Source organism: Geobacillus sp. WSUCF1, from assembly GCF_000422025.1.
Lineage (GTDB): Bacteria > Bacillota > Bacilli > Bacillales > Anoxybacillaceae > Geobacillus > Geobacillus zalihae.
In genome coordinates this window covers 1-24,368 of the sequence record NZ_ATCO01000170.1, presented here as the reverse complement: position 1 = coordinate 24,368, position 24,368 = coordinate 1, and the positions used below count along the sequence as shown (strand labels likewise).

Genomic DNA, 24,368 nt, shown 5'->3' with positions numbered 1-24,368 from the left:
TTTTGAATCTTGGCCCGATCTGTAGTAAAATGAAAGTGCTCTTGCATGGGGATTCTCCTTTCGAATGGTAGGTCGCACTTTCATTCTACAGGAGATCCGCAGGCAAGGGCTATTTTTATGCTTGCTTGAGTTTATCTAGCACCACGGGTGGAATTAGCTTTTCAGGAAAATGGTATGGTCCATAGTTATTCGAGCAACGTGTAATATTCACATTTAATCCATATGTTTCATGATATGCTCTTACAAGTAAATCTGCACTAGCCTTACTTGCTGAGTAAGGGCTGTTTGGAGCAAGCGGCGTTTCTTCCGTAAAATACCCTGTATCTCCTAAACTGCCATACACTTCATCGGTAGAAATTTGGACATACTTTTGAATATTGTTCGCCTTCGCAACCTCTAACAATACCTGAGTCCCCAATACGTTTGTTTTAACGAAAACACTTGGGTCAGAAATACTGCGATCCACATGTGATTCTGCAGCGAAATTAACAATCACATCAATATGATGAGATTTTACAATATAATCAACAAGTTGATAGTTTCTAATATCACCTTTAACAAAGACATACTGTGGATTTTCTTGAATATCTTTTAAATTTTCCAAATTACCAGCATAAGTCAATAAGTCGTAATTAACGATTTTATATTCAGGATATTTGTTCAACATATAACGCACAAAATTGCTACCGATAAAGCCTGCTCCACCGGTTACTAAAAGATTCATAAAGTTCTCTCCCACACAAAATTAATTTCTGCATCCGCTAACAATGGATGATTTGCATCTTTTTCCGAAAGAATAGGATTCGTCACTGGCCAATCAATTCCTAACGTTGGATCATTCCAAAGAATTCCCCGGTCATGCTCAGGTGAATAATACTCGTCAACTTTATATTGAACTTCTGTGTTCTCTACCAATGTACAAAAACCATGTGCGAATCCTTTAGGAACTAATAATTGTCGTTTATTGTCCTCACTCAAAATAAATCCTTGCCATTTCCAAAACGTCGGTGAGCCTTTACGAATATCAACGATCACATCATAAATAGCACCGCGGGTAACACGAACAAGTTTTGTTTGGGCTTTCGGATTTAGTTGATAGTGTAACCCACGAATCGTTCCAGCCTTTACAGAAAGAGAATGGTTATCTTGCACAAACCGAACATCAAAACCTAATTTACGAAATGTTAGTTCATTATAACTTTCCATAAAAAAACCGCGCTCATCTTTATATACAGTAGGCTCAAATATAACTGCTCCATCCAATTCGGTTTGAATAATCCTCATATGGTTTCATCCTTCAATTATTTTCATATTCTTATTAAACAAGCTACCGAAATCGACATCTTTAGCAAGCTCATTAGCCCGCAAATAGGATGCATGCGTACCGGCATCCGTCCACCATCCGTCTAAAATGTCATACGTTAGCTCATTTCTTTCAATGTAAGCATTATTCACATCCGTAATTTCTAATTCGCCGCGTGCAGACGGTTTTAACGTTTTAATAATATCAAATACTTTAGCATCATACATATAAATTCCCGTAACTGCATACCTACTTTTCGGATTTTTTGGCTTTTCTTCAATACTCTTAATTCGATTCCCTTCGAGTTCAGGAACGCCAAATCGCTTAGGGTCCTCAACTTCTTTAATTAAAATTTTCGCCCCTGTTGCCTGTTTTTTAAAGTTTTCAACATAAGGAACAATGCTGTCAGAAAATACATTATCCCCTAAAATAACCGTCATTAAATCATTACCGACAAACGCTTCACATAGACCTAATGCTTGTGCAATTCCACCAGCTTGATCCTGTACTTTATATGTAAACTCAACATCAAATTCAGAACCACTTCCTAAAAGATTCACAACATCCCCCATATGTTCGCGTCCAGTCACAATTAAGATGTCAGTAATATTAGCCTCTTTCAGTTTATAAATTGCATGGTAAATCATCGGATATTTGCCGACTGGCAACAAATGTTTATTCGTTACTTTGGTAAGCGGGTAAAGGCGGGAACCTGTCCCACCTGCGAGGATGATGCCTTTCATTTAAGTAATCCTCCTGTAAATTCATCCTTACTTAACTAATTAACTAACCCTGCGCGTACTATAAACTGATAAGTATCCGCGTCAGGTAGTGATCTCAAATAATCAGCAACTTGCTGAGGAAATACATTCAAATTAGTTCTAAATTCTGTTTGCTCCGGTGGACACACTGTTCTATTCATTTCTTTAATCGTTAATCCAGCGTCTTGGAACAACTTGATAACTCCGGATCTAGTAAAGAATCTAATATGAGTATTATCTAAAAGACCTAATTCTTTATAAGGGAATCTACCTTGTAATAACTCTGCTATGACAGAGCAATGAGCTATGTTAGGAATAGATACAAGAATTTCCCCATTTGCACTTAGATAGGGTTTGACACGCTTTAATACATCCAAAGGATCATATAAATGTTCCAAAACATCCGCAAAGATAATAACATCGAATTCCCCTTTTTGGAAATGCTGACTAAAATCGAAATTGTTAAGATCGCCTACAATAACATTATTAGAATATCTTCTTGCCTTTTCAGCAGCCACCGCATCATATTCTACACAACTAACTTCACAGCCCAATAAATTAGTTAATATATTAGTCATATATCCAGTGGCACAACCTAATTCTAAAACTTTTTTATTTTTTCCAACCATTCTCAGTATCATAGCATGAGAATTGTTTTCAGCGTTTATATCTATGTTAAAATCATATTTAGTTCGCTTTAATTGTTGAACAAGTTTATGATACTCTGTTTCCATTAATAGTTTATATTTTTGTATTTCTCCTATTCTATCTGAAATATTTGAATTAAATATTTCTGTAATCTCCGAATTATTCAATATTTCATCTATGAATCTATTTATATAATCTAACCAATGTTTTAAGGCTAATTCGTAGTTCCTATCACTTTGTAAAAAACCTTTTTTTTCTAGCCTCTATAATTGAATGAGCAAAATCTATTATTCCATTTAACTGCATTTCAATTGATTGTGATTGCTGATCATCATGAATCCTAAAATAACTTAGTGTTTCGCTAATATAAACAACTTTTCCTTTAGCCAAAAGATTAAACCATGAAGCTAGATCAACATTGCACAAATATTTCCTTCCAAGGAAAGTACCAAAAGGCTCATCTAAATCACTCTTCCTGAATAACACTGTAGTAGGCTCACCAATATAGTTAATCAGTGACATTAATACATAATCTGCCATCATTTTTCCATCTATAATAGTATCTGATTCAAAAAGCCGTCTCGTACTAACAATATCCTTTAAAAAATTCCCATTTCTATCAATTAATTGTCTATGTGATGTTACTAACTTTATTTCATTATTTTTATCATGTAGATAATAATTCATCATTTTTTCAATTTTTTGGGGATGAAATAAATCATCGTCCATTAAATAATTAATATATTCTCCTCGTGCAAGGTTAAACAGCTTAACATCATTTTCAAACTGACCCAATCTGACCGGATTTTTAATATAGGTTAAGTTATCATATTTACAAGTATATTTAGATATAAGTCTCTCAATTTCATCGTTCGTGCTATCATCACATACTATTATTTCTATGTTCTTATATGTTTGATTTAAAGCACTTTGTAGAGCCAACTCAAAATAATATGGTTTGTTATAAGATGGAATTAGTATGCTTACTAACGGATATTTCTCATTAATCATTAAATCTTTTGATTGTTTTTCAACTGTTTTTATTTCGAAATTAATCTTCTTATAAACATCTAAAAGCTCTTCAAACTTATCGTTATCTTTTTCCTGTTTAAGTTGCTCTATAACATTAGCTAAATATTTCTCACAACTATTGAGCGCAATTAAATAATCTTCCTTCTTTTCTAAAAACCCTTTTTTCCTCGCATATAAAACCTCATGAGCATAATCTAAAGCCCCATCTAATAACATTTTTGTTGATTGCAGTTGTTGACTATTATGAATTCTAAAATAGCTTAGCGGTTGAGAAACATATACTGCTTTTCCTTCCGCTAACAAGGTTAACCATGTTGCTATATCTACATTACAACCGTATTTTCTACCAAGAAACGTTCCAAACGGTTCCTTTAAATCAGATTTTCGAAACAATACTGTAGTTGGTTCTCCTATGCAGTTAAAATTATATTTTAAAACCAAATTCCCTAAATCTGTTCCGCTTATTACCTTATCTTCTTCAAAAAGAGGCTGTGTCAGAATATTATCTGGAAGTTGTTCTCCATTTTGATCTATCATTTTCCTATTTGAAGTAACAAGTTTTATTTCTTTATTTACATCATCTATAAAATAACTCATCATTTTCTCAATCTTTTGCGGATGGAATAAATCATCATCCATTAAATAGTTAATATATTCTCCATTGGCAAGGTTAAATAACTTAATATCATTTTCAAATTGTCCCAATCTAGTTGGATTTTTGATATAAGTTAAATTATTATATTTAGCAGTATATTTTTTGACTAACTTTTCTGTTTCATCATTCGTGCTATCATCACATACAATAACTTCAATATTTTCATATGTTTGATTTAAAGCGCTTTGTAAAGCAAGCTCAAAATAATGCGGACGATTGTAAGTAGGAATTAGTATGCTTACAAGGGGAAGAAATGTCTTGTTTAATCTCTGAACATTTTCCCCATAAACATCAACAAATTTTTTTCGATCATTATCAAATCCGTTTTCCGCACTCGCTATACCGCAGTCATGAACACACCACGGCTCGTTTTGGCGCACAACTCCTACATCATAATCGGCTAATAAAAATTCTTGACACTGGGAAAGATCATAAAAATGCCAACCAGTAAACAAATCTTCTCGCCACGGAATATCGTATTGAGTAATCATTATTAACCCGTCGATAGCTTGCACGGGTTCATATTCTAGTTCTGTTTCCTTAAAACTTAATAACTTCATTTCTCCAGTATGACTGTCATAAACCTTTCCAAATCGTTGAGTGCTCTCCCACCAAACACCGCTTTTCGGAATTGTTTTAGCTCCAACTACTCCAATCATCCCTAATTTAGGATACTTTTCAAAGAGAGCAATAATATCATATAAGAAATTTTTATTCACAATAAACGCATCTTGATGCAAATACACTTTATACTTTGCATCTGTTTTTTTCATCGCTTCGTTATATCCAGAAGTAATGCTTTTTGCCCCTTCTATTGTTATAATTTCGATTTTGTATCCTTCTGGTACGTAAAGCGACCTTACGTAACGGACAGATTCCTCATATAATTCCCGATTGTTGACGCAATAAATAAAAGCGATTTTTTTGTCGTTCATAGTCAAAACTCTCCTCTTGCGATCTTCAACAGTTGTAGCACTTGTTCATCTGGTTGTTGAATTTTTTGTAAAAATGTCTCTGCTAACGCATGCTCTCCATAAGTAATAAGCACATAGCCTAAATTGTATAACGTATCTACGTTTGTCGGCTCTTGTTCATACGCAAGTTGTAAATACGGTAATACATGTTCGTGCAATCCTTGTTCAAAGCATGCAATCGCAATAGCCTGAAGCACTTTTACTTTATGGATCATGCTTGTATCAATAATTTCCTTAATAAGCGGTTCATCAATCTCACCACAAGCGATTTTCTCAACAAGTGCCTGCTTTGTTTCGTCAATATCGACATCAAACTCAAGGCGACGCAACAAAAATGTCAGTTCTTGCGCCTTTTTCAATGAGTGTTCATTAATTTCTTCAAATAGTTTCTTCACCTCATCGTCTGGTTGACGAATGAACGACAAATAACGATTTGCTAGCTCTTTCTCGCCATAAGAGTTTAACACAAATGCTAAATTATATAATGTATCTGTATCATCTTGACATAACTCAAACGCCGCCTGCAAATATGGTAAAACATGCTCATGATTCCCTCGCGCAAAATTTTCAATCGCAAGTTCATTCAGCAGCTTGGTTGCTTCATCCATTTTCTTTATCATGTCAATAACTCCGGTAATGGGAAAATGATTTAATTTTTCTAAGACTTGATGACAATCTTCTTTGGATACGAAAGCTTCAATTAGTTTTCGCATATTCTCATTTTGTTTATAGGCCCGTACAACAAACGATTGTGGCATAAGCAAAGACTGAACAGCTTCTCCGTAAAGTACTTTCAAATGGTTGACGAACCGATGTTGGTTGTCAGTCTCTGAGAGCATCAAACCTGTAACAGATATCGATAGCGGATATCGTTTAAACAAATCATCCAATTGACCTAGACTGTACAACCTCGTACGAGCAAACGGATTACGCCCAGCAATCAGTTCTTCAATTACGCGAAAGTGCCCCGCATTTTGGACATGAGCAAAAAACTGCCCATTTGGTTTTAAATGGTCAACGACAAAACGAAGGAAATGATCATTCAACTCAAACGCGCGATCGCTGTACAAAATAAGATCAAACATTTGGTTTTTTATCTTATCGTCTTTTAAGTCATTCGCTACGTATGCATACCGTTGCGCTTCCTTCATGGCAAATGCATTTTGTTCTATGCCGTACAACGTTGCATATGGATACTCATGTTTGATTTTCAACAACGTCGCCCCAGCACCGCAACCAATGTGCAACACACTAACATGAGATTGACGATCTACCTCGATTCGATCAATCATCTCTCGTTCAATGTTATACGCCTCAACATCAACGTTCCATTTTTCTTCGAACTTTTTTTGATTATCCCGCAACAACTTCGAATAACCGCTACCATCGTCTTTCCATGATACGCTACCGTAATGATGGATAAACGTATCTTTGCATAGCATTAAACGATAACCAGCTTGTCTCAAACGAACAGAGTAATCGTCGTCCTCAAAATTTCCTGGAGTAAACCGCTCATCCAACAGCCCTACTTTATCAATCGCTTCTTTTTTAATTAGCATACAGAAGCCAATTAGTTTTAATCTTTCTTCCCATTTATTCGGATCCAAAACATTATGTTGAGAAGCGAACACATGCATTTCATCGATCGATGTATAACTTACAGGAATCGTTGAATAGTAAGCTGCAGAATTTGTAACCGGTCCGACCGCTCCAATATCGTCAGCGCTATATAAGCAAGCTAACAAATGATCAAGCCAGTGCTTTGTAACGACTACATCGTTATTTAGTAAAAGAATGTTTTCCCCTGTTGCAATTTGTATTCCTTGGTTGCATCCTTTCGGAAAACCAACGTTTTCATCATTAAAAATCGTTCGGGTGTCTGCTTGTTTCTTTAACCACTCCACTGTTCCATCGGTAGAATGGTTGTCAACTACGATAATCTCATATGTGCCTGATCTCGTATATTGGCGAATGCTTTCAATACATTGTTTTGTATAATCTAGCTTATTGTGAGTTAATATAACGATACTTGTCTTCATCGTGCTCTCCCTTTTATTTTTCTTTCTCCTTTAACCATTCACTGTCTGGATATATACGTTTAGCTTGTTGAACGACCTTCTTTCTCTCTTCACTTATTCCACATATGTTCATCAGCTCAATCACATATTTGTACAAACGAAAATCACGATGACCGAAACTGATAGCCAACAGTCCATATTGCACCGCTTCTATCGTTTCATTTTTTACTGCTAGCGCTTCGATCACATTCACGAATGACTCTGCATCCCAAGCGCTCATATTCTCAACTGAACGATACAATTGAAGTGCCACGTCCATAAATTCATAACGATGGAGCAAATGACCAATTTGAATATGAACACTCGCAGGAAATTTATCACTTAAAGCAAAAAATTGTTCAAATAGCTCATACTCTTTCAACTGAATCGTCCGCTCAAGTAAAAGCAAATAAAACATCGGTTCAGATGCTTCCTTATATTCATTCATCATGAACAATAAAAACTCTTTTTCTTTTTGCTCAGAAACAAGATGAAGCAAGAGGCGAACGACATCGAGTTGATTCGTTTTGAACGCCGTCACTAATAGATCGTACGAGTCCAAACTGCCTGTTCGAATGTATGTTTGCAAGTTAGACACAGAACTTTTCAATATTTGTTGTAACGCTCTTTCATAATTTTTTTGTAATATATTTACTTTTATTTGGAAACCACGTCGAGCCGTTTCATCGCTTAGTTTCAAAGCATACCATTGTATCACCTTTTCTAAATGTAAAACGGAAGCAATGCGCAAAATCAAAGAAATAGCTAGCTCATCGTTCGCTAATTGTTTATCTTCGATAAATTGAATCATTTCTTCCTGATGATGAGCACGCGCTAATAGCTGTAACACGTGATACAATGCTTCATAACTTTTGCGATTGAAAGATAATGCACTAGAGTAGTGATACATTGCTTTTTGTAAATTTCCTTTGTGTCTGTAGATATGACCGAGCAACATATGCGGATCATATTCGACATATTCAAACGTTTTAATCGTATAAGGATATTTACTTTTATTTTCAAGCAAATATTCTAGCTGCTTTGCCGCATCATCATAACGATGTTGCAAGTAGTAAATTTCCCCCCGCAAAAATGGAAAATCGGCGGTTTCACTATATAGAGTTTCTGCATCCGTGATTACCCGCAAAGCATCTTCAAATCTCTTTAAATACTTCAAACATAAAATGATTTGCACAAGACAATATGATACCCAGCTTAGACGAATATCTTTTTTCTCTTGATATGCTTTAACAAATGATTCCAGCGCCTTCTCTATTTCACCTTTGGAAAGATACTCGTTTCCTAAATTGAAATAGTCAAAAGCAACACTCTCTCCTGCTTGAATTTCACGCTCAATAAGCGGAGCATTTCGATCGTGTTTTTTCTTTTCTACCACTGCTTGATGCATGTAGCCTGTATGATAAACAGTTAAAATCCCTTGTTTAGCCTGGACATATTCTCCATTTACTCTCTGCAACTGTTCATGAATGGCACGATCATATCGTAAATGTGGACAATTACGATAGATTCTTGTATGACGATGTTGAAGAATACGCTCACCATACACTCCCATGAAGTTGTAGATGACAACATCATAGGCTTCAACGCTTTCGTCTGTTTGCTTTAATACATCAATCATTGCTTGTAAATTTGCTCGTTCGACATATTCGTCTGCATCTAATACGAGAATCCATTCCCCTGTCGCTTGTTGCTGGGCGAAGTTGCGGGCCTCAGCAAAGCTGTTTGTCCATTCAAAATCATATACTTTATTTGTATATTTGAGTGCAATCTGTTTTGTTGAATCCGTCGAGCCTGTGTCAACAATGATAATTTCATCCACAATGCCGTATACAGAATCTAAACAACGTTGCAACACTTTTTCTTCGTCTTTAACGATCATACATAACGATACAAATGGTTTCATCCTGCTCTTCCTTCTCCAATAAGTTTCAATAATCCACTTTTTATATCGGCTGGAGGTCAGCGGTTGTGAAGGATAAAGGATAAACAATAAGTTAGAGCGGTTCAATACACTTATAAAAAAGAGACCTTAGATAGCCTAAGGCCTCTTGACGCTTCATTAGCGAAGCAATTGCAATACTCCTTGCGGCTGCTGATTCGCCTGAGCGAGCATCGCTTGTGCAGCTTGCATTAAGATATTGTTTTTCGTGAATTCCATCATTTCTTTGGCCATCGTGCCACCCGCCCTTTCGGTACGGGACAAGACTACATCTTCACCCTCAGCTTCACCTGGTAGGGGCCGGGCGCTTCGGATGAACGAGGACGATGGAAATCCTCTCCACCCTACGGGCTTCATCGCCATAGCACAAGCCGTAGGCGGTATGCCCTAGTCGTTGAACCTTCTCCACCTTTCGGGACAGGAGCTTGGCTGCTGATTGCCCAATCCTTTGGCTTTTTCCGCCGTCACGTCTGCCGTTTCCAGCTCCGTTGTGGCGCCAAAGGCTCTTAGGGCTTCCCAGCAATTCACCCGGTGGTGATCCTAGCCGTTTCCAGCCAGGACGACTGTGCCTGTCGCCGTTTACGCGGCTAAGGCATAATCGACGTCGCGGATACGGGATTCTGCGGCTGTTAAGTTTTCCGCAGAAGTAGATAAGTTGTTAATTGTGTACTCTAAACGGTTTTGTAATGCACCAAGTTTTGAGCGCTCTTGCGATACAGCATTGATCGCAGCATCAATGTTAGCAATCGATGAACTAGCTAGAGAGTTGTCAGCAACCGAAATATTAGCTGCATCAACTGTTAACGAAGTTGAGTTCATTGTTGCAATCGTCAAGTTAATAATTTGACCGCTATTGGCGCCCACTTGGAAGGTTGCGTTCAACGAACCATCAAGCAAGTTTTTCGTGTTGAATTGTGTGGTATTTGAAATACGGTCAATTTCTGAAATTAACTGATTCAACTCTTTTTGGATTTGATCGCGGTCAATCGTTGTGTTCGTATCGTTCGCTCCTTGTACCGCTAACTCGCGCATACGTTGAAGGATAGCATGTGTTTCATTTAAAGCTCCTTCCGCTGTTTGGATCAACGAGATCGCGTCTTGCGAGTTCTTCGCAGCCATTTCTAGTCCGCGAATTTGGCCTCTCATTTTTTCGGAGATCGCAAGGCCTGCCGCATCGTCACCAGCGCGATTGATACGAAGACCAGAAGATAGCTTTTCAATGTTTTTTGCCGCCTGCGTGTTGTTGAACGTCAACTGCCGATACGTATTCAACGCCGCGATGTTGTGGTTGATTCTCATGTTCTCTTCCTCCCTGAAATGATTTTTTCCACGTCCTTGTGGAACGGCGGGGCTAGGGCGAAAGTCGGCCGCCTTTCGCCGCAAGCCGCGCTCACTTTTTATATCGGCGCGTTTTTTGGAAGTTTAATAGGGAAATTTAAATTTTTTGTCGATGGTGACAAAAAAAGCGCCGCTTGGGCGCTTCGGGTTATGGTTGTTTCCACTGTTTCAGCTTGGCGGTCAGTGCGGTGAGCGACGCTTCGGGCGCTTCGGAGGCGGCGCTGTTTTCGGCTTGGATGGCAAGATACACTTCTTTGCGGTGGATGTCGATATGCTTGGGCGCGTTGATGCCGAGTTTCACTTGGTCGCCTTGAATGGCGAGGACGGTGATTTCGATGTCATCGCCGATTTGGATGGCTTCTTTCAGTTTGCGCGTTAGAACAAGCATAAGCCGCCTCCTTTACGTCGCCACTTTTTCCGGGAAGAGGCGATGTTTCGTTTTGTACGGGGGGTTCGTTAAGATCACTTGCTTGCCGAGGCGCTTATGGACGTTAATGACACGGGTGCCTGCAAGTTCGCCGTCGTCTCGTGAAACGGGTCGGCGACGGTGAGGATCACGTACACCGCGACGTCGCGTTCGCTTTCGATGTTAAGTTGTTCGACCGTCGCTTCATCCAGTTCAAATTCGTATGTTGGAAAGTACGAAAACGGCTCAATCAGCACAAACCCGAGCGCAGGGGTCTCGACCGACTGCAAGATGACAAACGGCGTGTCGGCGAGCGGAAGAAGGACGAACCGCTTTTCGTCGGCGAATCCGGGCAAGCCATGTGGGAAATGGATAATGTCTTCTTCCTTCACCGCCACGGTTCCGTGGTATTTGGTGTCGATATTCATGAATCGTCCCTCCTGTTTCCTCAAATGACGACGTCAATGTGAAGCGACGGGCGCTGGGCGAGGCGGATCGCCACCTCGCCCGGCATGTAGCGAATGACCGGTGGATGCGTGCGGGCGCGGATGACCGGTTTGCGTGCCTCAAAGCGAATATCCACATCCGCCGGAGTATAGGATATGTGAACGCTGAACGGGGACGGCACCCAGCCGATGTTGAATTCGTACATCGGAGTTTCGCTGTTTTCTTTCGCCTGCTCGGCGATCGGGTTGCCGCCGTCCTCAATGCGCATGAGCTCGTCGCCTTGGCGAGAGACGCGGGCCAGCCCGTCAAGCCAATCGTTGTATCCTTGTTCAGCAAACTTTTCGATGCGGCGGAAGATATGTTCTAAGTTCATGTCTTCCCACGCTTTTGTCTGATCGATCGTTAGCTTGGACGGCGTCGTACGGATCGTGAGTCGGGCCGGAGATTGCTCGATTTCCAACTCGGCAGGCGGCTGTTGGATTTCTAGTTTCGCCGGAACGGTTTCGATGGCGATTTTCGCCATCGTTGACTGCAAGCGGATCTGCGGCAGCTGCATCGTCATCTCCCCCTTATCCGCTTAGCGCAAAAAGTCGAGCAGCGTCGGCTGAATGATGCGGGCGCCGACGCCAAGGGCGGCGCGGTGCACACTTTCCTGTGTTTTCAAATCGGTAATGACCCGTTCGATATCGGCGTCTTCATTGTCCGACAAAATTTGTTGGGCGATCACTTCCTGTTCATCGACACGCGCTTCCATCAGCTCAAGGCGGTTGCTTCGCGCGCCAAGCTCGGCACGCTCGGCCAAGACGTTGTCGATGTGCTTGTCAATATAGGATAAATAACCGTTCAGCTCTTGGCCGCTCTTGCCAGCTTCCAAGTCATTCACAAGCGCTTCTAAATCGCTGAACAGCCCTTGTCCTGGAGTCGCGCTGTACGTAAAGACGCGCGTCGGATTGACGTTGACCGGGAGCTGGATGCCTTTTAACAGCTCGATTTTCACTTGTTCTGTGTTCGTCGACACTTTGTTCACTGGGTCGTCCAAGTTGACCGGCGGTCGAAGGGTATCCGTGCCATTGAAAATGTATTTGCCCGCAATTTGTGTGTTGGCAATGGACACTAAATGGTTTTTTAGCTCATCGATCTCTTTCGCGATATGCTCACGCTGCGATTGCTCATACGTATCGTTGCTTGCCTGGACGACGAGCTCGCGAATGCGCTGGAGCACTTGCGTCGCTTCGTTAAGCGCCGAGTCGGACGCATCGATCCAGTTATGGGCTTCGGAGAAATTGCGTTTAAACTGTTCCACCTCAGTTAAGTTCGTCCGGTACGCCATCCCTTTGATGGCCACGACCGGGTCGTCAGACGGGCGGGCAATTTTTTTGCCGGTGGACAGCTGGTCTTGAATTTTGCCGAGCCGTTCATAGCTTTGGCTCAAGTTGCGCAGCATATTTTGCGTCAACATCGATTGCGTGACGCGCATCATCGCTCACCTACCTTCCGACAATTCCCATGCCGTTAATGATTTTATCGAGCATTTCATCAATCGTTGTAATCGTGCGCGCCGCCGCGTTGTAGGCGTGCTGAAACCGAATCATGTTCGTCATTTCTTCATCGAGCGACACCCCGCTGACGGACTGCCGCCTTTCCTCCACCGACTGGCGGAGCACTTCGGAGTTGTTGACGAGGCGGTTCGCCTGTTGGGTGTCGACCGCCAGCTGGCCGATCATGCTTTCGTAATACGCCTGCAGCGTGCCCGCTGTGATCGGATACGAGACCGACGGCGCCGGATCTTGCAGGTTGGCAAAATTGCTGTTTTTGACATTGGCGAGACGAATGGCGTTTAAGCCGTTCCCCGGTTCGTTCGGCGCTGATGAAGCGGCGATATTGTTTAAATCATCAATATTGGATGACAATTGGATCGCTTTCGCTGCCCCGTCCACTTGCGTCAAATCGCTGAAAAACAGCCCTCCCAGGTTGCTCGGGCTGAGCGTATACCCTGTTTGGTGCACTTCGTTAAACCGTTTGGCGAACGAATACGCGAGCGTATCGAGCTTTTTCAACATATCGGGATAAATGCCTTTGACACCGCTTCCGTCATCATATCCGTAGGCCTCGATCAACCCTTTCAACTTGCCGGAGGCGACAAACGGGATGGAAGAGCCTCCAAGCGAAAGTCCGGTAAGCGGACCGGTCGGCATCTCCGGGGAGGAGCTGGCGCTCGGCGATACGGACAGCGTCTGGTATCCTTGGTTGCCATTGACCAGCAGCTGACGCTGGCCGTTGCCATCAAAAATATATACATCATAAGACCCCTCCGCCGTTTTCAGCGCATTGCCGCCGCTTGGCTTCGGCTCGACTTCGATTTTGACGAGCGCAGACAGTTCATCGAGCAGTCGGTCGCGCTCATCGTACAAATCGTTCGGCAAGTAGCCGTGCGGTTCGACTTCGGCGATTTGTTGGTTGATTTTATACAGCTGTTCCGCGATCGAGTTGATCGATTTGACGGTCACTTGAATTTCATTGGCGAGATCGTTTTGAATAGAGGTTAACGAATCGGCCAAATAATGAAACGTCTCGACCACCGCCAGTCCGCGCTGGCGCACGACCGAGCGGGCCCCTGTATTTTCTGGGTTTGCACTTAAATCCTGGAGCGCCTGCCAAAATTGATCCATGGTTTTGGATAAACCGCTGTCGGACGGTTCGTTCATAATGTCCTCCATTTTTTTTAACGCATCGGCTTGGGCTTGCCAATAGCCGAGCTTGTTGTTCTCGCCGCGGTATTGCCAGTCAAAAAAGCGGTCGCGCACCCGCTCAATCGACCCCGCCTCGACCCCCGTCCCCATCTGTCCCGGAATTTGCGGGCGGTTGAGGGACGCCGGCGGGTACGGCTCGCTTTGGACAAAATTGACACGCTGACGGGAATAGCCGAGCGTATTGGCGTTGGCAATGTTATGGCTGGTCGTGTATAGCGCCATTTGCTGCACGGCCATGCCGCGCTTGGCGACTTCAAGCCCGTGAAACGTCGATCCCATCGTGCCCCTCCTTTTCATCTTCTAATGATTGTCCGCTGTTTTCTGCCTAGCGGCTCTGTTTCGTTTTGACGGCTGTTGGATGGATCGATCTCTCCTTATTTTCCGTCGGTGACTTGTGCTGCTATGCTTTGGAATCAAAGAGTGAACGGCTTCGTCCATGTCCATATTGTCTCGTTGATTGGTTTGGCGCGGTATAGTTCACGTTGGGCGGCTGCGGCATCAATTGGTCCAACATCAGCGTCACCCATTGCAGCGACTGGCGGATGAGCTGCCCATTCAGCTCGTTGACTGCCTGGAGCTCGTTGATCACGTCGAGCAACTCGCTAGCCAACTGTTCGGCTTTTTGCCGCTCCTCCCCGCCTATTTTCGGCAGGCAATCGGCTAATGATGGCGGATTCTCATCGTCAGACCATGCGGCAACGAGCTGTGCCCGCTCGCGCTCGAGCTGCTGGATGGCGGCGATAGCAGTTTGTTCTTTTTGGATCAGCTGCATTAATCCGTCCATATCGCCTCGTTTTAATACGTCCGTTTTTTGATAGGCCAATTGAAGCAAATGCCGGTGCAGCGTCAAGTGCCGGTCAAGGAGCGCCATCAGCTGCAGCGCTGGCGCACGCTGTTCATCATCGGTTCGGCGATTTTCTACCTTGTGTTCATTGGCCATCGCCCTTATAGAACTTGTATAGTTTCTCCGCAATGGCGCGGGCATCGATCTCATACGTTCTGTTGTCGATTTGTTCCTTCAACCGGCGCACTTTCTCTTCCCGCTCGGCGGCCCAAGTAGAGCGTTGCTGCAGCTCTTTTGCCTCCTCAGAAATTTCGACGCGATCCCGCCGCCCGGGTTGCCCTGTTTTTCCTTGTGGGATGCCCGAGTACTGACGGTAGGGATGAACGCCAATCAAAAACCGGTGATCGATTCTCACTGCGATTCCTCCTATCCGTTCCGCCCGTTGTTGTCTTACTACTATTATCGGTCAATCCGTTCATTTGTTTAGCGGCCATTTCGCTCTTTGTCGGTGTAATACGTGCGAAACACTTGTTTTTTCTTCTGTTCTTCTTCTTTTTTCGCCATTTCCAGCTGCCTTTGCAAATCTTTTGAACAGTCAGCGCACATTCTGCCTTCGCGGATCAGCTTGCCGCAACGGTCGCACGGATATCCTAAATTCGGCAGCTGCGCCAACGTTAAGCGGCCGCTTTTGATGAATTTGACCAGCAGCGTCTCAGGCACCCCTGTCGCATCGACAATTTGCTCCATCGTCGCCAACCGGTTTTCCCGGCGCCGCAAAAATTGGACCACGGTTTGAAATTGCCGTTCTTCTTCTTCATGACAAGACGGGCAAATATCGCGAAACGGCGAGCGGACAAACAGACGGCCGCAAACCGGGCAATTTTCTAAGTTCATCATTCTCCCCTCCCAATGTGCCCATTACGTATACAAATTGACGATCAACCCTTGAATTTCCCCCAACGTCTGCAGCAAATCAATCCTCGGCCGTTCTTGCTCGAGCACCGCGTTTGTGACGTCCAGCAGCTTTTGGTCGATCGTTTTGACGATATGATAGACGCGGGAACGGCCGCTCCAATGGAACCCATACTGCTCCGTCAGTTTCAAGCCATGGTTCACCGCTTCATCGAGCAATTGTCTGACGAGCTGTTTATACCGCCGCAAATCGTCAACCGTCCGCAACTTGGCCAGTTTTTTTCCTTGCTGTTCGATTTCATCCGCCAGCTGCCTCAGCCGCTCGTTTCGCAGCTTTTCCTGCTCCTTGGCGGTCAGCTCGGCAAATGACACGGATGGCGAAAAAGAAGCCGCCGCTTTTTTGCCGATTGGAACCGATGGGGTGTTGGCAATTTTATTGATCTCCATCTTCTTCGCTCCTACCGCCTTGTTCATCAAGCTTCTGAATCCATTTTAAAACTTCCCCGATCACCGCGTAAAGCTGCGGCGGGACGCGCGGCACCGGATCGACCAGCTGTCTCAGCAACTCCCGGTCATGGGGCAGCGGAATGCCCGCCCGCCCCGCCTTGTCGGCCACCTCATCAGCGAGCTGTCGCGGCTGTCGGCCAAGATGTTGCTCATATGATTTGAAAGCAGGGGCGTAACGGTGTCTGTTCATATCGTCCACTCCCACTGGCTCGTTTCGTTTTCCGTCTTCACTCTGTCTGTCGCCGCCCGCTCTTGGTCTTGGGTGTTCATCGGTTGGAAAGTGAGGCGTTGCACCCGATAACCGATCTGTTCCAAATGGTCTTTGACTGTCGCCGCACATGACTGCAACACCGCCGCCAACCGCTCGTGTTCTGTTTCCACCGTCACGGACAGCTGCCGTTCGACCGACTGCAAGGAAATGCCGACTTTGCCTTGATTCGTGTCCAACAAAAAGTAGAGGCGGCAGTTTTGCCAGTCAAGCTGTCCGTCACCGCTGCGAGCGTTGACGTGCACATGTACGGTCGCCATCTCACCATGAAGCGAGAGTGGCCACTGGTACAACATAGTTTGGGTGTGGCTGTCAACAGTAAATTTGTTGAGCAACTGTTGGCCGGTAAGATTCATGAGCAGCCGTTCCGCCTGCGCAGGAGCCGTTCCTTCCTCAACCCATGACAGCAGCATCGCCTTCAAATTCTCGACCGGCTGTAATCGCTCTCCGCTCAAGAGCGCACGGGCGGTCTCTTGTTCATGGAAAAAGCCGAGGCGGCGCAGCGATTCAAAGACTCCTCTCGCCGATAATGCGCCATCGTTGGGCGCTTGGTCCACATGTTTCAGAAGGCGCGACAGCTGCTCGTGCGGCTTCGTGCCCTGCCACGCTTCCGATTCCATGAAAAACCGCTGTACTTTTTGTTCAGATGGCTGAAAGCGGAGCGACTCCAACAACGCTTTCACTTCACGCACCGTCTTGGCCGCTTCGTCCGTCTTTCCTTCAGCAAGGCCGCGTTTCGCTTCTGCCAATTTCGCCCCCGCCTCAAGCAACTTCGTTTCCGTTTTCATGTCAGTAAACAACAACCATTCCCCGTGCAACAGCATGCGGTCGAGTGAATGAATGAGCGACTCAACAAGCGGCGCGGCTCGCTCTGTCGACTGTTGGGCAGCGGCATGCGCAAATTGTTCGAGCTGACGGACCATATCACGCTGCCAAACACGAAAATCGTGCACGAGTTGCACCATTTTTTCCGTCACTACCGTCACGGCAAACGTCCGGGCCTCTGCCGTCGGAAGAACCAGCTCCGATGCAACCGCATACGCGCGCGAACCTTCCAATCGCTCCGTTTGTTCACGAACAGGCGCCGCTTTTGCTTCATGGGTTTCTTCCGGTTCCGTTTTCGTCAACAACGGCGCCAACAGGTCTCCGAGCGGCGGGCCATGGAGCGCTTCATGCGCTAGGCGCAAATGCGTCTCGGTCACCTCGAGCTGTTTCGCCGCCAAAGCAGCGACGGTTTCCTGTTTTTTCTTTATCGAGCCGCCTTCCGTCTCCCAAAAACGACGAACGGCTTCTTTTTCCTTTTCGGTCAGGCGAATGCCACGGGCCGACAGCCATGAATCGATTCCATCGTCCAACGAAGATGGCAGAAACCGCCCTATAGACGATAGTGGCACCGCTTGCGCCATCCAAGTTCCACCTTCTTGCTTCACAAGCCGCACCATAAACGAACGGTCGCTTGGGACGCCATCCACAAAGTGGACGCGTACATCCTGTTGGCCGATGGCGACCACGGCCTCTTGATCGTTGAACCTTTCTTTCATTACCGCCATCTGCACGCTCCCCGGCTGCAATGAAACAGCCGGTGCGGCGACCTCATTGGATAGTTGATCGTGACGAATACGCATCATTATTCTTCCTCGCTCTTTGTTCTCCTACTGTTTATATCGGCACGTAGCTTCCAATGTTTACACTGTTACGCGCGAATGAGCGTCAACGCCCCCACCTCGGCCGCCCCCGCTTCAAGCAAAACAAGGGCCGCGTGGCGGACGGTGATGCCCGTCGTGTAAATGTCATCGATGAGAACGATTCGTTTTCCGTCAATCGGCGGATGTCCGGAGGGAAAAAACGGGTTGTCGGTCTCGAGCCGCTCACGGCGCGATTTTTTCGATTGTTTTTCGGAATGCTTGCGAGAAAGCCAAGGGAAACACGGAAACGGAAGCAGGCGGGCGAGCGCTTCCGCTTGGTTGAAGCCGCGCTCATACAGCCGTTCGGGGCTCAGCGGGATTGGGACGATGTGCCAATCGCGGCCGAAATGTCGGCGAAACGCTTGGGAAAACGGACGGCGGAATGCCTCGACGATGACATAGTCGCCGCGGAATTTCCATAAGGCGACGACGTCTTTCATCCAGTCGTTGTATATATACACAGATCGGTTTTTCACGAGCGCCCTCCCCCATTGTTCATCTTCCTGCCACCGGAGACAGTCGGCGCACAGCGATGGCTTGGCTTCCTCGAGCGGGCGGCCGCACATCTCGCAAAGGCGGCCGTCAATGAGTTTGAACGACCCGCGGCAGCGTGGGCAAAGGACGTCAAGGTCTTCGAGGAAAAGAAGCTGGCGCCAGCTCGCGATCGGGTTGTACGGAGAATGGCAAAGGAGGCAGTTCATCGATGCAGCAACCCCCTTTTCTTTGCTGTCTCATTCATGCGGACAATGTGGCGGCGCGCCCGCACCATCTCATTCGTTTTTCCGTGATGGAAAAAGCGGACATCGCCATCCGGAAACGCGGCGTGGCGGCCCACGCGGCCGGCGATTTGCACGAGAGCGCTTTCCGTGAAGATGCGGTCTTCGGCACCGAGAACGGCGACATCGATGTTCGGCACCGTCACTCCCCGTTCAAGGATCGTCGTTGTGACGAGCAGCGGCACGCGCCCATCGCGAAATGCCTGAACGTGCTCGGCTCTGTCTGGGGCTTCGGCATGAACGCCGACGATGCGGGGATCGACGCGCTGCAAGAGGCGGGTGACAGCTTCAAGCTCATCGATATGGGGAACGAACAAAAACGCTTGTTTTCCCTGCGCCAAACGATGGAGAACCCACGCAAGGACGTTTTCGGGCAAGCGGCCGCGCTCTAACCGTTTGCGCCAATTGCCGCACCATTCGAACACGGGGACGGGAAGCGGACGGCCGTGGTAGCGGGCGGGGATGACCACAGCTTTCCGTTTGCCTCTTGTGATGTCAAGCTGCCAAGCACGCGATGGGGTGGCGGTTAAATAAATGAGGCTCGACTGTTCTTTCCGCGCTTGACTGACGGCGTATTCGAGCATCGGCTCAACAGAATATGGAAAGGCATCGACTTCATCCACGATCATAACGTCAAAGACGCGGTAAGCCCGCAGCAACTGGTGGGTGGTTGAGAGGACCAAGGAAGCGATCCGCCCGCGCTCTTCGCTTCCGCCGTGCCAAACAGCGAGCGGAACGCGCGGGAACGCTTGGCGAAAGCGGGGAGCAAGCTCGCGGACAACATCGGTCCGTGGCGTGGCGAGGCCAACGCGCCAGCCCTTCTCGAGCGCGGCGGCGATGGCGGGAAACAAAATCTCGGTTTTCCCTGCGCCGCATACGGCCCAAACGAGCAGTTCGCTTCGATCGAGCACGGCCTGTTTGACAGCCATAGCGGCATCCTCCTGAGCGGCGGACAGCGTCCCATCCCAAACAAGCGGCGCCTCGTGCCGCTCGGACGGAAGCGGCATCGTCACGTGCACAAGGTGAGTGCAGGAGCTGATGCGCCCCATCACGAGACACTTGCGGCAATACGCGCAATCCGATCCGCAGCGGGCGCATGGAAACGATGCAAAAAGACGCGCATCTTCATTCCCGCAGCGCACACAGCGCCAGCCGCTTGATGTTTTGATGAGGCCGGGATGTTCGTGAACCCAACCGGCTTGCACCGCGGCTTTGATTTCTTCATCAGAAAACGGCAGTTGTTCGCGTGGGAGGCGCTGGCCGTTCAACCATGAAACGAGGTGTGGAACACAAGATGGTTGTTGGATGCACAAGAAGCATCACTCCTTTTGAACGTATGAAAAGCACGTTCCCCAGCTGAGAGGCAAGAAGAGCAGATGACGCGGCAAAAACCCTCTCTCCCCAAGTTGAGAGGCTTGAAGCGCATAAAGGTACAGGAAGAGCGATCGACGGCGTTCTTTTTCGTAAAAAGTTAGAAAGATGGTGAAAAATGGGCGTCATGCGCAAAACAGCAACATTCCGCTAGAAAAGAAAGTGGAGATGAAAAGGCCTTTCCAAATGGAATAAGGATGTGGTTTGACCGTCTTTTTCACGACATATCGGCCTTCGAAAGAAATGGATGCGGCGAAACATGACGCCAGCGAAGATTCACAGGAGAGTCATGGAGCCGATCAATAACGTGTTTCGACAACATTCCCAGGGAAATAGCGACAAATTTTTCAGGAAAGGAAAACGGTTCGACAAGTTTGGCCAGCCCCACATCTCCGCCCGTTTCATAAAGTGGAGAGAGGAGAAGAAGACGATGCAGCTGACGAATTTGACATTCCCCACACCTAAAGGGAATAGGTTTTCTCGCTCTTATGTTTGTCACAGATGAATTCGTCAACTGCGGGCAGTTATGGAGAATACCGCCGAAGGAGAATGGCAAGCGCATTGAAGTTGGATGAGGAAATCGATAAAAACATTATATGAAATAGCATCCACTATGAATAGCATCAACATGGCCCAAAACTCATTCGGATCATTTCGTCCCATGAACGCCAAACGGGAAGACGGAAACATCTTGATCGACCATACAGCGGAAACGAGAATCCGCCGCCGTGCAAGGCGGAGCGCACCGTTCCGCCTTGCGCTTGGCTGTAGAGCCTCGAGACGGCGCTTTGCGGCCTCGGCTTAAGGCTGATACCACGTCAACCCGAGCGCGCCTTCGCCGACGTGCGTGGCGATGACGGGGCCAAAATAGCTGATCGAAAATTCGACGTGCGGATAGCGGGCGGACAGCTCATCGCGCCAGCGGTGCGCTTCATCGGGCTGGTTGGCGTGGATGATGGCGGCTTTGAGCGGCACACCCTTTTCCGCATCTTCGGCGAACAGCTCTTCGATGCGGTGGATCGCTTTTTTGCGCGTGCGGATTTTTTCAAACGGCACGATCACTTTGTTTTCAAAGCGAAGAAGCGGCTTGATTTGCAAGAGGCCGCCGATGAACGCCTGCGCCCCGGTCAGCCGTCCGCCCCGCTGCAGATGGGCCAAGTCATCGACCATAAAGTAGGCGCGCAGCGTTTGTTTCATTTCATCCAAGCGAGCGATGATATCCTCAGGAGACCTCCCCGCCTGCGCCATTTCCGCCGCTTCGATCGCATAAAACCCTTGTGCCATGCAGCTGATTTCCGAGTCGTATGCGTAAACACGCAATCCGTCCACCATCGTCCCTGCCGTGACCGCCCCTTGGTACGTGCCGCTGATGCCGCTTGAGAGGTGGATGCTGATGGCAGCGTCGTACCCTTCCTCGCGAATGGCGGTGAACAAGTCAACAAACTCACCGACCGACGGTTGGGACGTCGTCGGCAACGTCGGATGCTGCTTGATTTTGGCAAAAAATTCATCGGCCGTCATATCAATCTCTTCGCGGTACGTCTCATTCCCGAAAATGACGCTGAGCGGAATCAGGCGAATGCCCAACCTCTCGCGCACCTCTTTCGGCAAGTAGGCCGTGCTGTCGGTGACAATTGCCGTTTTCACGAACGCCATTCCTTCCTGATTTCAAATTTTCTTCCATTATACCAAAAAGACAAACCGCCCACCACTACGAATCCAAATGGAGGATAGCGCACCGCAAGGACCTAAACAAAGCCGCTTGCCGCCAACTACAAAACAGCTTGTCCTCACCACGGACACACCAACAACGAAGCATCGCTGCCTCGATCCCCTCAACACCAGCCGCCAGACGCCCATCCAATCCGCCGACAATAGGCGGAAACGAAGGGGCATTGCCATTAGCGCACTTCCACCCAGCCGTTTTTGATCGCAACCACAACGGCTTGCGTCCGGTCGTTGACGTTTAACTTTTGCAGGATGCTGCTGACATGGTTTTTCACCGTTTTTTCGCTAATGTAAAGCGCCTCGCCGATGGCGCGGTTGCTTTTGCCGTCAGCCAACAGCTGCAGCACTTCGCACTCGCGCCGCGTCAGCAAATGAAGCGGACGGCGCACCTCCTGCTTAACCACTGCGCCGCCTTTTTCTGTCGTCAAGCGGCGGTATTCGCGAATCAAGTTGTGCGTCACTTTCGGATGCAAGTACGAACCGCCTTCGGCGACGATTCTCACCGCCTCAATGAGCGTATCGGCATCCATCTCCTTTAACAAATACCCGGTCGCTCCCGTCTGCAAGGCGCGCATGACATAGTTTTCATCGTCATGAATCGACAGCACGACGACTTTCGTATCAGGGTAAGCTTCAATCAGCTGTTTCGTCGCCTCAACGCCGTTGATGTCCGGCATGTTGATGTCCATCAGCACCAAATCGGGGCGGTATGTTTCGACGATCGAAAGCGCTTCGCTTCCGTCGCTTCCTTCCGCCACGACTTCAAAATCGCCCTCAAATTCCAAAATGCGCTTGATGCCCTCGCGAAACAGCTGGTGATCGTCGATAATCGCGATGCGTGTTTTCATCGTTTCCTTTCCTCCTTGTTCGTTTTGTCAGTCGAACGGTCGAGCGGAACGCGAATGAACACGGTCGTTCCGCTGCCAATCTTTGAGCGGATGTCGAGCGTGCCGCCGAGCAGCTCCACCCGCTCCCGCATTCCAATCAAGCCGAACGCATTTTCTTTTTTGACCGACGGATCAAATCCTTTGCCATCGTCTTTGACACTGACAAGCAGATGGTGGCACGTCACTTCCATTTTGACGTCGATATGGCGCGCTTCGGCATGCTTCAAGGCGTTTTGCACCGATTCTTGGACAAGCCGAAACACGGCCGCCTCCATCCGCGACGGCAGCCGAATTTCTTCGCCGATATGTACAAAGGAAATGTGGACTCCCTTGTTATATTCTTCGGTCGTTTGCAAGTATTTTTTTAGCGTCGGAACCAATCCTAAATCATCAAGCGCCATCGGCCGCAAATCGTAAATGATGCGGCGCACTTCGGACAAAGCCGAACGCACCATTTTGCGAAAATCGCGAATTTCGGCGATCGCCGCCTCTGTCCCTCGCTCTTTGATCACCTTTTCGACCAAATCAGACCGAAGAAGGACGTGAGCGAGCAGCTGTGCCGGGCCGTCATGGATTTCCCGAGACAGCCGCCGCCGCTCTTCTTCCTGGGCTTCGATGATTTTCAGCCCAAATTCCTGCTTTTGCTTCGCTCCTTCAATAAGCTCGCCGACCTGGCGGAAATCGCTGTTTAAGTAGTGGAGCACGACCGTAATTTGTCCAACTAAATAATCGGCGCGTTCGATAATTTGCGCAAGGCTCGCCAATCTCCGCTCGAGCTCGTCGCGGCGCAGCCGCAACTGTTTCTCCCGCTCGCGCACCATCGTCAGCTTCATATGCAACTCATGCGCCGCTTCATACGCCTCGCGAATATCTTGCTCCGAGTGGGTGGAAAAGTTTTGACTCACTTCCGACAGGCGGCGGCGCGCCTGACGCGCCTTCCTGTCCAGCTGATCCGCTTCTTCGATCGCCTGCACGGTCAGCCGCTTCACCTCCTCGAGTTCGCGAAGCAAATGGTCGTGCTCTTGACGCGACTGCTCCCCGATGCGGAAAATTTCGTCTTTGCTGTGTTGAACGGTGTCGATCATTTTTTCGACAATCCGATCTAATTGCTTCACGTCC

21 protein-coding genes and 5 pseudogenes are annotated in these 24,368 nt (G+C 47.0%); all 26 read right to left on the bottom strand.

Going from position 1 to position 24,368, the window contains the following annotated elements; translation table 11 throughout:
- Positions 1 to 127: 127 nt before the first annotated feature.
- Positions 128 to 724, bottom strand: a pseudogene (locus tag I656_RS02170) (dTDP-glucose 4,6-dehydratase); the annotation flags it as partial.
- Positions 721 to 1,284 carry a dTDP-4-dehydrorhamnose 3,5-epimerase gene (gene rfbC, locus I656_RS02175; RefSeq protein WP_020756466.1) on the bottom strand — a complete coding sequence of 188 codons (564 nt, stop codon included), beginning with the start codon at positions 1,282 to 1,284 and terminating at the stop codon, positions 721 to 723. The gene rfbC and the pseudogene I656_RS02170, both read right to left, overlap by 4 nt.
- A gap of 6 nt (positions 1,285 to 1,290) precedes the next feature.
- On the bottom strand, positions 1,291 to 2,046 hold the full coding sequence (locus tag I656_RS02180; RefSeq protein ID WP_020756465.1) for a sugar phosphate nucleotidyltransferase: 756 nt from the start codon (positions 2,044 to 2,046) through the stop codon (positions 1,291 to 1,293).
- A 35-nt stretch (positions 2,047 to 2,081) separates the two neighbouring features.
- A complete protein-coding gene (locus tag I656_RS0116675) occupies positions 2,082 to 2,879 on the bottom strand; it encodes a bifunctional 2-polyprenyl-6-hydroxyphenol methylase/3-demethylubiquinol 3-O-methyltransferase UbiG (protein ID WP_020756464.1) in 798 nt (265 codons plus the stop codon).
- A 9-nt stretch (positions 2,880 to 2,888) separates the two neighbouring features.
- Positions 2,889 to 3,723, bottom strand: a pseudogene (locus I656_RS19975) (glycosyltransferase family 2 protein); the annotation flags it as partial.
- Between the two features lie 543 nt (positions 3,724 to 4,266).
- A pseudogene (locus I656_RS19970) lies at positions 4,267 to 5,334 on the bottom strand (glycosyltransferase); the annotation flags it as partial.
- 983 nt (positions 5,335 to 6,317) lie between these two features.
- Positions 6,318 to 7,412 (bottom strand): annotated as a pseudogene (locus I656_RS19965) (glycosyltransferase); the annotation flags it as partial.
- 13 nt (positions 7,413 to 7,425) lie between these two features.
- Complete coding sequence (locus I656_RS02185; protein ID WP_122983773.1) at positions 7,426 to 9,354, bottom strand: glycosyltransferase family 2 protein; 1,929 nt, start codon at positions 9,352 to 9,354, stop codon at positions 7,426 to 7,428.
- A 156-nt stretch (positions 9,355 to 9,510) separates the two neighbouring features.
- Positions 9,511 to 9,624 (bottom strand): flagellin, encoded by a 114-nt coding sequence (locus tag I656_RS18250; RefSeq protein ID WP_020756460.1) that lies wholly within the window; start codon positions 9,622 to 9,624, stop codon positions 9,511 to 9,513.
- Between the two features lie 345 nt (positions 9,625 to 9,969).
- Positions 9,970 to 10,689 carry a flagellin gene (locus tag I656_RS02190; RefSeq protein WP_033006523.1) on the bottom strand — a complete coding sequence of 240 codons (720 nt, stop codon included), beginning with the start codon at positions 10,687 to 10,689 and terminating at the stop codon, positions 9,970 to 9,972.
- 187 nt (positions 10,690 to 10,876) lie between these two features.
- Positions 10,877 to 11,116, bottom strand: coding sequence for a carbon storage regulator CsrA (gene csrA / locus I656_RS02195; protein WP_020756457.1), 240 nt, complete (start codon positions 11,114 to 11,116; stop codon positions 10,877 to 10,879).
- A gap of 12 nt (positions 11,117 to 11,128) precedes the next feature.
- Positions 11,129 to 11,562 (bottom strand): annotated as a pseudogene (gene fliW / locus I656_RS0116660) (flagellar assembly protein FliW).
- 20 nt (positions 11,563 to 11,582) lie between these two features.
- Entirely contained in the window at positions 11,583 to 12,137 is a 555-nt protein-coding gene (locus I656_RS02200) for a DUF6470 family protein (RefSeq protein ID WP_033006521.1), read from the bottom strand.
- A 21-nt stretch (positions 12,138 to 12,158) separates the two neighbouring features.
- A complete protein-coding gene (gene flgL / locus I656_RS02205) occupies positions 12,159 to 13,058 on the bottom strand; it encodes a flagellar hook-associated protein FlgL (RefSeq protein WP_031212447.1) in 900 nt (299 codons plus the stop codon).
- Between the two features lie 10 nt (positions 13,059 to 13,068).
- Entirely contained in the window at positions 13,069 to 14,610 is a 1,542-nt protein-coding gene (gene flgK, locus I656_RS02210; protein WP_033006519.1) for a flagellar hook-associated protein FlgK, read from the bottom strand.
- A 121-nt stretch (positions 14,611 to 14,731) separates the two neighbouring features.
- Positions 14,732 to 15,271, bottom strand: a complete 540-nt coding sequence (locus I656_RS0116655; protein WP_050572324.1) for a flagellar protein FlgN — start codon at positions 15,269 to 15,271, stop codon at positions 14,732 to 14,734.
- Positions 15,261 to 15,530 (bottom strand): flagellar biosynthesis anti-sigma factor FlgM, encoded by a 270-nt coding sequence (flgM, locus tag I656_RS02215; RefSeq protein WP_020756451.1) that lies wholly within the window; start codon positions 15,528 to 15,530, stop codon positions 15,261 to 15,263. Before flgM ends, I656_RS0116655 begins: the two co-directional genes overlap by 11 nt.
- 68 nt (positions 15,531 to 15,598) lie before the next feature.
- Entirely contained in the window at positions 15,599 to 16,012 is a 414-nt protein-coding gene (locus I656_RS02220) for a TIGR03826 family flagellar region protein (RefSeq protein ID WP_020756449.1), read from the bottom strand.
- 21 nt (positions 16,013 to 16,033) lie between these two features.
- Positions 16,034 to 16,474, bottom strand: a complete 441-nt coding sequence (locus I656_RS02225; RefSeq protein WP_020756448.1) for a YaaR family protein — start codon at positions 16,472 to 16,474, stop codon at positions 16,034 to 16,036.
- On the bottom strand, positions 16,461 to 16,724 hold the full coding sequence (locus tag I656_RS0116650) for a hypothetical protein (RefSeq protein ID WP_023633638.1): 264 nt from the start codon (positions 16,722 to 16,724) through the stop codon (positions 16,461 to 16,463). Before I656_RS0116650 ends, I656_RS02225 begins: the two co-directional genes overlap by 14 nt.
- A complete protein-coding gene (locus I656_RS02230; RefSeq protein ID WP_128570090.1) occupies positions 16,721 to 18,427 on the bottom strand; it encodes a hypothetical protein in 1,707 nt (568 codons plus the stop codon). Before I656_RS02230 ends, I656_RS0116650 begins: the two co-directional genes overlap by 4 nt.
- Positions 18,428 to 18,495: 68 nt before the next feature.
- Positions 18,496 to 19,188, bottom strand: coding sequence for a ComF family protein (locus tag I656_RS02235; RefSeq protein WP_020756445.1), 693 nt, complete (start codon positions 19,186 to 19,188; stop codon positions 18,496 to 18,498).
- On the bottom strand, positions 19,185 to 20,576 hold the full coding sequence (locus I656_RS02240) for a DEAD/DEAH box helicase (protein ID WP_020756444.1): 1,392 nt from the start codon (positions 20,574 to 20,576) through the stop codon (positions 19,185 to 19,187). The genes I656_RS02235 and I656_RS02240 overlap by 4 nt, the downstream gene beginning before the upstream one ends.
- Before the next feature lie 859 nt (positions 20,577 to 21,435).
- Complete coding sequence (locus I656_RS02245; protein WP_033006513.1) at positions 21,436 to 22,281, bottom strand: DegV family protein; 846 nt, start codon at positions 22,279 to 22,281, stop codon at positions 21,436 to 21,438.
- A gap of 254 nt (positions 22,282 to 22,535) precedes the next feature.
- Entirely contained in the window at positions 22,536 to 23,210 is a 675-nt protein-coding gene (locus I656_RS02250; protein ID WP_020278885.1) for a response regulator transcription factor, read from the bottom strand.
- Positions 23,207 to 24,368, bottom strand: a 1,162-nt coding sequence (locus I656_RS02255) for a sensor histidine kinase (protein WP_235048656.1), incomplete at its 5' end; no start/stop codon positions are given. The genes I656_RS02250 and I656_RS02255, both read right to left, overlap by 4 nt.